We start from the raw sequence: 9867 nt of genomic DNA on the forward strand, positions 1-9867 counted from the left end.
TGATTTTGCTTCTGCCTAGGCAGACTGGGCCTGCCTGCCGTTTGGTAGGGCAAACAAAATCAGGCAGTAAACCCAGTTTCACTATGTCTGCCTATTTTCACCCTCCACGTATGCTATAACTTTATACTAATTCAAAACCTCCCAAATTCTAAATAGCCCAAACACAAATTATAGCATTTTACACCCATTTAGACTTTAACATTCCATTTGTAACTTTTTTATAACTAAAAACGTTTAACAATTACAGCAATAAGCAAGAGAATAAACAATAACCCGTTGGGTGTAATTATTTAATTCAATAGTATTCTGGATATTTTTGCCACTAATTCACAAATTATAAATTTAGTAAATGCAATAATTTATTCATCTTTGATGAAAATTCGAATTTAATCGAATAATTAGTCAAAAAAATTGGTGGCCCGAGCGTAGCGAACAGACGAAGTAAATTAGTGGTAAAATTATTTGAAAATTTAATTACACCCAACGGGTTAAACAATAATATTTATGTTTAAAAATATTTAATTAATTAAGTATATTTGTGAAACAATGTATGTACTGCAATTTAATATACTATGTCAAAAATAATTTTTAGAAAAGATGTGCCACAAACAAAGGCTTTAGTGAAAGCGGCACGTATTTCGGCAAAGAGAGCGTTTAGTGGCTCTAAAGCATTAGGTCTAACAATAACCTATATCAAAGATGGTGTTGTGTATGAAGAAGAGGCGAATGGAACTGTAGTGATTAAAAAACAAATTGAAAAGGCAGTCAATGTACCTTTTGAATTTAAAAAAGGGCTGGTTCTTCATGCCAAGTAATAAAAAAATAAGAGTTTTTGCAGGACCAAATGGCTCTGGAAAAAGCACTCTTTTCAACGAATTCTCCAAAAATTACAACACAGGATTTTTCATTAATGCGGATCTTTTAGAAAAAAAATTAGCGGAAACAGGTTTAATTGACTTGCAAGAAATGGGTCTTACTGCTTCTCAAAATGACCTAGAAAGGTTTAAAGCATTGCAACAATCTCAATCGCTATATCAAAAAGCTCTCAACGAAGGCCATCCAATAGACATTCTTGTAAAAGAAAATTTTGTTGTAGATGCCTCAAAGGAGACGCATAGTTATGAAGGAGCATTTATCGCTTCTTTTATTAGACATTTACTCATCACACAAAATAAATCCTTTAGTTTTGAAACAGTGATGAGTCATTCTTCAAAGATAGATGAAATTACAAATGTTGTTGCATTAGGCTACAAAGCTTATTTGTATTTTGTATGTATCGATAGTCCGGAAGTTAATGTGTCTCGCGTGAATAACCGCGTGGAAAAAGGAGGGCATGAAGTCCCGGAACATAAAATTATTGAACGTTATTTTAGAACGTTGAACAATTTGCATACAGCATTACCACATTGCTATCGGGCTTATTTATTTGACAACTCAGGTAAAGAACAAATATTAATTGCTGAAGTATATAAAGGCACTATGGAGTTAAAAACTGATAAATTACCAAATTGGTTTATAAAGTTCGTTTTGCCTTACTACACCAATTAATCCTGATTTTAAACTGCAGCCCCCAATGAAATCCCTACTGTTTTTTATATTCATCCCTTTTCTGGCTTTCGCCCAACCCACCCTCCTCTCCTGGAACCTCCAAAACCTGGGAGAAAGTAAATCCGACAGCACCCTACGCTTCATCACCTCACAAATCAAAGACTACCACATCGTGGCCCTTCAGGAAATTGTAACCAACCCAAGCGGTGCCCAAGCCGTAGCCCAACTCACCGACCTGCTCAACCGCACAGGAAACAAATGGAGCTATGCCATCAGCGACCCAACAAGCAGCAGTGCCTACAAAACCGAACGCTATGCCTACCTCTGGCAAACCGCCAAAGTAAAGCTAATCGGCAAACCCTGGCTCGAAAAAAAATACGCCCAAGAAATCGACCGCGAACCCTTCTATGCCACATTCCAATACCAAAACAAAGAATTTACAGTGGTCAACTTCCACGCCATCACCAAAAAAAGACAACCCGAAACCGAAATCAAATACTTCAAATACCTACCCGAACAATACCCCAACCTCAACCTAATCTTCGTAGGCGACTTCAATTGCCCCGAAACACACACCGTATTCAACCCACTAAAAAAAATGGGCTACCAACCCGCCTTCGAAAACCAAAAAACAACCCTACGGTCAAAATGCATCCAACAAGATTGCCTCGCCTCACCCTATGACAACATCTTCTACCACACCCAAAAAATAAAAATCAAACAAAAAGGCATCATCCCCTTCCACGAAAACTTTAAATCACTCAACCAAGCCCGAAAAATCTCCGACCACATCCCCATTTGGATCACCTTCGACCTCCTCTAAACACAAAAAGTCTTAAGTCTTAATCTCCCAAAACTCATCACCAACCCACAAATCTTAATACTTAATACTTGATACTTAATACTTAACACTCCACCCCTCAAAAAAATTCCGTATCTTCCCCATTCCTTTTAAATTCTAAAAGATGAAAAAAATAGTTGCACTCCTCTTGCTCACGCTACTACTTACCTCCGGAAGTACAGAAAAAGTATACATCTGCAACAGTAAAAATGCCACCAAATACCACAAAAAAGAATTCTGCCGCGGCCTTAACTCCTGCAAAAAAGAAACCGTAAAAGTCACCCTCCAAGAAGCCAAAAACAAAGGCCTAACCCTCTGCGGCTGGGAAGATTAACCTTGTTCTGCGAAGTAGGCTTATTCAAAACTCCCTCCTAGTATTCTCCGAGCCTCAGCAACCCAACCCCCAACTGAAAACCAAATAACTACAAACGTCCTGATTTTGCTCCCTTTAGGGACGGGGCAAACAAAATCAGGCAGCTCTTAAAACCAAATAACCAAATCCGCATTAATCCGCAGCAATCCGTTTAAATCCGTGGCAAAAAATACCGCCGCACAAATCTTTTTATGTGCCTCCCGGCAACCCAACCCCCACCTGAAAACCAAATAACTACAAACGTCCTGATNNAGGCAGACTGGGCCTGCCTGCCGTTAGGTAGGGAAAACAAAATCAGGCAGCAACCCAATGTATTGTCCTAAAAAAGTTTACGGTTTTTAATTAAATCTTTTTACTTTGAAGAACTACTTTCTACAATTTTCGGAAAATTATTGCTTTGAAGGAAAGCTCTAAACTTCAACGAATAATTTTTTCAATAAAATAGATTAGGTATCTTTGAAGTGGGTAAATAGTACCCAATTATCAACCATGACAAATGATGTAACGATGAGCGAATTTTCAACAGAAGAAAAACTAAAAGAGCGAATTAAAGAACTAAGTTGTCTATATGAAGTGACTAATATTCTTAATCAGCTTGAGTTGACTAACGAAGAAGTAGTTGTTGCGATTGCATGGAGACTGAAGGAAGCCTGGCGTTTCCACGAAAAGGCCATTGTCGAAGTTTTTTTTAAAGAGTTGTATTTTTCTACTAATAAAAAGTTAGAAAATACAATTTTTGTAAAAGATTATTTACTCATTGAAAATAGCGTTGTTGGCGAAATAAAAATTCATTACCCTGCAGATAATTTTACTGAAAATGATTTTTTGGAAGATGAAAAAAAATTATTAAAAAAAGTATGTTATGAAGTTAGTTTCTTCTTAGAAAAAAAGGAAAACCAAATTAAAGAAGCTCATTTAAAAAGAAGTGCAGAAAGAGTGGATCGATTATCAATTTTAGGTGAAATTACCGCCGGAATTGCTCATGAATTGAATACACCACTTGGAAATATTTTAGGCTTCGCCGAATTGATTAAGCAACAAAACAACAATCCTCAAATTGATCGCGATATTTCAAAAATTATAAATGCGGCCATTTATTCTCGTGAAATAGTTAAAAATCTTATGTTTTTTTCCTGCGAAATGCCTCAAAATAAAAATGTTTTTGCTGTCAAACCAATTATTATGCAAGCGTTAACATTGCTTGGTCCGAATTTTAAAAAAGGTGACATCAATTATAAAGTTAGTTTTGCGGATGATGACATTAAAGCACAAATTGACAACATTCAACTTACTCAAGTTTTGTTTAATATACTTTTAAATGCCATTTATGTCTCGCCTCCAAAAAGTGAAATTCACGTGAATGTTTTTTCAACCGAAAGTCATTTCGTTATAGAAATTAAAGACAACGGAAAAGGGATTGAAGATGAAATTAAACATAAAATATTTGAACCGTTTTTCACCACAAAACCGCTTGGCGAAGGAACCGGATTGGGATTAAGTGTTGTGCATGGCATCATAAAAAGTCATCAAGGAATTATTGAAACATTGGACAACAATCCTAACGGAACAATTTTCAGAATTAAATTACCTCTAAAATAATTATCATGAAACTTAAAAAAGAAAATATTTTAATTGTGGATGATAATTATGATATGTTGGAACTGCTTCAACGCAATTTGAAATCATTTAATTTTCATACCTACAAAGCTTCTTCAGTAAATGAGGCAATTGAGGTTTTAAAATCAACTTCCATTGATTTACTGATTACCGATTTACAAATGCCGGAAATTAATGGGATAGAATTAATCAAATATGCTTCGGAACATTTTCCTTCCATTCCAAAATTAGTTATCACTGGTTTTCCATCTGTTGATACGGCGATAAACGCAGTAAAATCGGGAGCTTTAGATTACTTAATAAAACCCTTTACAAGTGAAGAATTAAAAAAAGCAGTTCAAAATTGTTTGAAGAATGCTGTTCAAAATCCGAATCAATCTATCGAGAAAAAAGTTTTAAAAGAAACATTTTATGCCGGAATTGTAGGAGATTCTGAAGAACATTTCAAATTAATTGACGTAATTGAACGTGTAAAAGACAATCGTGTAACTGTTTTAATCGAAGGTGAAAGCGGTACCGGAAAAGAACTTATTGCGAGAGCAATTCACTACAATGGTCGTTTTGCATCACAACCATTTATAACTGTAAATTGTGGTGGAATACCGGAAACTTTACTTGAATCGGAATTATTTGGTTATGTAAAAGGAGCTTTTACCGGTGCAAATGAAACGAAAAAAGGTTTGTTTCATGTGGCTGCAGGCGGAACTATTTTTTTGGATGAAATTGGAAATGCCTCTTTAACAGTTCAAAGTCGATTATTGAGGGTTTTGCAAGAAAAAGAAATCACAATGGTTGGTTCTCAAACACCAGAAAAAATTGAAATTAGAATTATTTCTGCTACCAATAGCAACTTACAAAATATGATTAAATCCGGAACTTTCAGAGAAGATCTATATTATCGATTGAATGTGGTGAGTATTGAATCGACACCTTTACGAAATCGAAAATCGGATGTAGTACCATTAATCAATACCTTCATAAAGAAATATGAAAAAGAATATGGAAAATCGAACATTACCATTACTCCAAAAGCAATAGACATTCTAACCCGTCATGATTGGCCGGGAAACGTTCGGGAATTAGAAAATATCATGCAACGATTAATTGTGATGTGTGATCACGAAATCGATGTTGATTTAATACCTAAACAATTAAAATACAAACAACCATCAGATAGTGATTATTTGAAACCACTTCGCGAAATTGAAAAAGCATACATTTTAAAAGTGTTATCAGCTGTAAACAACAACAAAACCAAAGCGGCAGAGATTCTTCAAATTGACCGGAAAACACTTCGTCAAAAACTGCTGTAAAATCGGGGAGAAATGAACCGGTCGAGACTTTATTCCTCGGTGGAAAATTCATCTCTATTTCACACTTATTCCATAATCAATTGACTATCAGCAATATGTTTGTTGTAAATTTCCTTTGGCATGCACCTTGCTTAGCTTAGGTCGAAACTAGATTATAATTACTATGGAAATTTTAAATAAACCCTCCTTTCAGAAAGGGGAAGAAATGCTATGGGCAGAAATGAACTTTGAGAACAAAATCACAATTCCATCTCATTTTGAAAAAAAAATAATGGTGTTTGGCATCTGCAGCAATTGTTTGAACAACAACAATTGTGTTTGGATGCAAAACGAGAAAATAGAATGTGAAGAATATAGTTAAAAATAAACAGAAAATGGAAATTTTAAAAGAACAAAAACAGAAAACAATGTTGGATAACGTAATTGAGCAGTTTGATAAAACCGCCGATTCAATGAATTTAAATCCAAATATTCGAAAAATTTTATCAATTACAAATAATGAAATCATTATTCATTTTCCTGTAAAAATGGATGATGGCTCTATTGAAATTTTCACCGGCTACCGTGTGCAACATAACAACGCATTAGGACCGTACAAAGGCGGATTGCGGTATCATCCTACTGTGGATGTTGATGATGCCAAAGCGTTAGCCATGTGGATGACCTGGAAAACCTCGTTGGCTGGCTTGCCTTATGGTGGAGCAAAAGGAGGAATTCAAATAGATCCTAGAAATTATTCTTTAAGTGAATTAGAGCGAATCACCCGTCGATTTACGTTTGCTCTGGGCGAAAATATCGGACCGGAATATGATATTCCTGCTCCGGATGTGAACACAAATGAACAAACAATGGCTTGGATTGCCGATACATTTATGTCAACAAAATCGCCTTCGGAACGATCAAACAATAAACACGTAGTCACCGGAAAACCAGTAGGTTCAGGTGGACTAGAAGGACGTGACAGAGCAACCGGATTTGGTGTTTACATTACACTACGATTACTTTTTGAAGGACGAAATGAAACCTTAAATGGTAAAAAATTCATAGTGCAAGGATTTGGAAATGTAGGCTATTGGGCATCAAAATTCTTAACAGATGATGGTGCTATTTTAATCGCTGTTCAAGATGCTCATGCCACTTTGATTAATGAAAATGGAATTTCTGTGGCGAATTTACACGAACATAGTAAACCAAGAAAAGGTTCGGTAAAAGGGTTTGAAGGAGGAACTGAAATGGAACCGGAAGACTTTTTCGGATTGGAATGTGATTTCATTATTCCGGCGGCGTTAGGTAATCAGATTACCGAAAAAAATGCAGGAAAAATTAAGTCGAAAGTAATTGCCGAAGGAGCAAACGGACCAACAAATAATGAAGGTGAACGAATTTTATTGGCAAATGGTGTAACGATTATTCCGGATATTCTTTGTAATTCGGGAGGTGTGATTGGAAGTTATTTTGAATGGCTACAAAACAGAAACGGTGAACTTTGGCCATTAGACGAAGTAATGGTAAAAATTGAAAAGAAATTAACCGAAGTTTTCAAAAAAGTGGAAAGTTTGGTGAACGAAGATCAAATTGACCATCGAACAGCAGCCTATATTTTAGCCATCAAAAGAATTGAAACAGCCTACATTCAACGAGGTATTTTTCCATAAATAATAATCAAAAAAATCATGAAGTACGAAAAAGTAGTAGTTGACAAAAAAGAACTGGAAGTTTTAAAAACGCTTTTTTCAACTATTCATAATGGAAAAGATAAAACATACCGATTATCATTTGATAAATTGATGGAAGAAATTAAAAAAGCAATGGTTTTAGATTCGTCTAAGATGCCTTTGGATGTGATTCGACTTAATTCTGTGGTAACGATAAAAACCGATTTTGGCGGCGAAAAGAAATTTCAAATAGTGATCCCTTCAAAAAGTGATTTATCTCAGAATAAATTATCGGTCATGGCTCCAATGGGACTTGCTCTTTTTGGGTATGCGGAAAACGATGAGGTGAAATGGGAGTTTCCGTCGGGATTAAACACCATTAGAATTACAAAAGTAGAGCAACCATTTTAATTAAAATTTTATGAATTTATTGAAGAAATTTTACAATCAAGATACCATTCAACATCAATTTCTTGATCGTGACATCAAACTTTGGAGAGAAGAACTGGAAGGAATTGAGGAAGAAATTATTTTTTTAAAAAACTTCTTTGAAACAGCAAAAAACACAGCTATTAAAGAATTAATTTCTGATAAGTTACTGCTAAAAATCAACGTGAAACAATTGGAAAATGGAGCTTTTTTATCGCGTTTAAACAATTTTTCAATCAAATTGGAAGGGATGAATGAATGCGATGATATTCAGTGTGAAACATTTTACTTCAATGATTTTGTGGATTTCAAAATACACATTGAATCCTTTTTGTCCCAATACAGAAAGCTCAAGAAGACTATTTTTTTAAAGATAAACAATCATAGCAAAACGGAAAATAGTTTTTAGTTTCTTATTTTTTTCAACAAAAATGCAATTGGAATACTTTCGTGCTTTTCATTTGTTAGGCGTAGAACGTTTTCGTTTGATACAATTGCTTTTTCAACACCGGTTTTTGCCGGTGTTTTTTTATTTTCATCTCTTAGGATTACTTGTAAGTGTACAACGAATATTTAATAAACAAGAGCAACTTAATTGACTATATTTACAAGTGATTACGTCTGAAAGACTAGATATACTAAACTTACAATCGGTACTACTTTTTATTTTCATAAATTTAAAAAATGTATTCAACATTAAAACTATTTTTAAATGGGAAAGCGGAATTTGATCAAGAATCACTTGAGCATATTTGCTCGCATTTCAGATATATCAAAACCAAACGAAACGAAATTTTAATCAGTTACCATGACGTTGCAACCAACTATTACTTCGTTAACAAGGGATGCGTTAGATTATTTACAATTACAAATGAGGGACAAGAAATTTCAAGGTATTTTGCTTATGAGGGAAATCTTGTTACCGCTCTTCCTAGTTTTATTAATCAACTACCCACTGAGGAGTTTTTGCAAACTATTGAAAAATCTGAATTGCTTTATGTGAGTAGATCAGATTTTTATAAATTAGTAAATAAATATCCTGAATTTGCTAAAATTTACACCGAAATTCTTGAACTTGGATTTATTGTAGCCCAAAAAAGAATTTACGGGTTTCAGGGTTTTAATGCCAATGAAAAAGTTCGTTGGGTTATAAAAAATCAACCTCAATTACTATTGAGAGTTTCTAATAAGATGGCAGCTTCCTATTTAGGAATTTCCCCTTCAACATTAAGTAGAATTAAATCGAAGCTTTAAAAACGTTGACATAGGACAACAGTTGTGATTTTTCTGTAAAGTAACTTTGCAGAAAAAATACACTATGAAATATTTAACCTTTTTGTTTGTCTTTATAACTACATTGGGTTTTAGTCAAAAGAAAGTACAAGAGCAGTTAAAACCAATTCAGAAAAATAAGTATATAAAAACTGTTGATTTATTGACACAAGATGCTGCTTTTGAATTGATGAAACGTGCTAATCAAGAAGCCCAACGCCTCTCAAAAAATGTTTCTATTGCTGTCTTAGATCATTCAGGAACTATTGTTTTGCTCACAAAAGGCGATGGTGTTGGTCCGCATAATACTGAAGCAGCCAGACGAAAAGCTTATACCGCCTTATCTACTAAAACGTCAACCTTATTGCTAGTAAGAAATGCAGAACGCAATAATGATACTAAAAATTTAAATACACTTCCCGAGTTATTGTTATTAAGTGGTGGCGTTCCACTATGGCATAACGGAATGCTTATTGGAAGTATTGGTGTTGCGGGTGGAGGTAGTCCTGAAAATGATGATGCTATTGCAAAATCGGCTTCGATTCCGGAATTTGGTATTCTATCATCTAATTAATTTTATTTTAAAGTTTTCAGGAAAAAGCCATATCGGGTGAATACAAGGCTTTTATAGGGATTATCAAAGAAATCAGGTAACGATTTGGTAACGGTTCTTATTGCTTTGTATTTCAACGTGTTTCCGTTAGCTCAAAGCAAATATACAAAAAAATATTTTTGTGAAACATTGTAAAATTTTTAATGCTCCGAATATTACATTCGGTGTATAGAGGATAAGATGAAGAAGCCGTCTCACAACTAGAG

The 9867-nt window shown here is 34.6% G+C and carries 12 protein-coding genes; all 12 read left to right on the forward strand.

What is annotated here, in order from left to right:
- Window positions 1–572: 572 nt before the first annotated feature.
- The 12 genes from B3L86_RS06875 to B3L86_RS06930 all read left to right on the forward strand — a co-directional run bounded on the left by B3L86_RS06875 (window position 573) and on the right by B3L86_RS06930 (window position 9622).
- Window positions 573–815, forward strand: a complete 243-nt coding sequence (locus tag B3L86_RS06875; RefSeq protein WP_291116775.1) for a hypothetical protein — start codon at window positions 573–575, stop codon at window positions 813–815.
- Entirely contained in the window at window positions 805–1548 is a 744-nt protein-coding gene (locus tag B3L86_RS06880; RefSeq protein WP_291116778.1) for a hypothetical protein, read from the forward strand. The genes B3L86_RS06875 and B3L86_RS06880 overlap by 11 nt, the downstream gene beginning before the upstream one ends.
- 25 nt (window positions 1549–1573) lie before the next feature.
- On the forward strand, window positions 1574–2371 hold the full coding sequence (locus tag B3L86_RS06885) for an endonuclease/exonuclease/phosphatase family protein (RefSeq protein ID WP_291116780.1): 798 nt from the start codon (window positions 1574–1576) through the stop codon (window positions 2369–2371).
- A gap of 166 nt (window positions 2372–2537) precedes the next feature.
- Window positions 2538–2723 carry a hypothetical protein gene (locus tag B3L86_RS06890; RefSeq protein WP_291116783.1) on the forward strand — a complete coding sequence of 62 codons (186 nt, stop codon included), beginning with the start codon at window positions 2538–2540 and terminating at the stop codon, window positions 2721–2723.
- Window positions 2724–3251: 528 nt separating this feature from the next.
- Complete coding sequence (locus B3L86_RS06895; RefSeq protein WP_291116786.1) at window positions 3252–4361, forward strand: sensor histidine kinase; 1110 nt, start codon at window positions 3252–3254, stop codon at window positions 4359–4361.
- Between the two features lie 5 nt (window positions 4362–4366).
- Window positions 4367–5692, forward strand: coding sequence for a sigma-54-dependent transcriptional regulator (locus B3L86_RS06900; RefSeq protein WP_291116789.1), 1326 nt, complete (start codon window positions 4367–4369; stop codon window positions 5690–5692).
- Window positions 5693–5855: 163 nt separating this feature from the next.
- The gene (locus tag B3L86_RS06905; RefSeq protein ID WP_291116792.1) at window positions 5856–6053 is read left to right on the forward strand and encodes a hypothetical protein; all 198 of its coding nucleotides are present in this window, start codon (window positions 5856–5858) and stop codon (window positions 6051–6053) included.
- Between the two features lie 13 nt (window positions 6054–6066).
- A complete protein-coding gene (locus B3L86_RS06910) occupies window positions 6067–7347 on the forward strand; it encodes a Glu/Leu/Phe/Val family dehydrogenase (RefSeq protein WP_291116795.1) in 1281 nt (426 codons plus the stop codon).
- A gap of 18 nt (window positions 7348–7365) precedes the next feature.
- Complete coding sequence (locus B3L86_RS06915; RefSeq protein WP_291116797.1) at window positions 7366–7758, forward strand: GreA/GreB family elongation factor; 393 nt, start codon at window positions 7366–7368, stop codon at window positions 7756–7758.
- Between the two features lie 10 nt (window positions 7759–7768).
- Window positions 7769–8185 (forward strand): hypothetical protein, encoded by a 417-nt coding sequence (locus B3L86_RS06920; protein WP_291116800.1) that lies wholly within the window; start codon window positions 7769–7771, stop codon window positions 8183–8185.
- 275 nt (window positions 8186–8460) lie between these two features.
- A complete protein-coding gene (locus B3L86_RS06925; protein WP_188360982.1) occupies window positions 8461–9030 on the forward strand; it encodes a Crp/Fnr family transcriptional regulator in 570 nt (189 codons plus the stop codon).
- Window positions 9031–9094: 64 nt separating this feature from the next.
- The gene (locus tag B3L86_RS06930; RefSeq protein WP_291116805.1) at window positions 9095–9622 is read left to right on the forward strand and encodes a heme-binding protein; all 528 of its coding nucleotides are present in this window, start codon (window positions 9095–9097) and stop codon (window positions 9620–9622) included.
- Window positions 9623–9867: the final 245 nt, after the last annotated feature.

Source organism: Flavobacterium sp. UBA6135, assembly GCF_002428305.1.
GTDB lineage: Bacteria > Bacteroidota > Bacteroidia > Flavobacteriales > Flavobacteriaceae > Flavobacterium.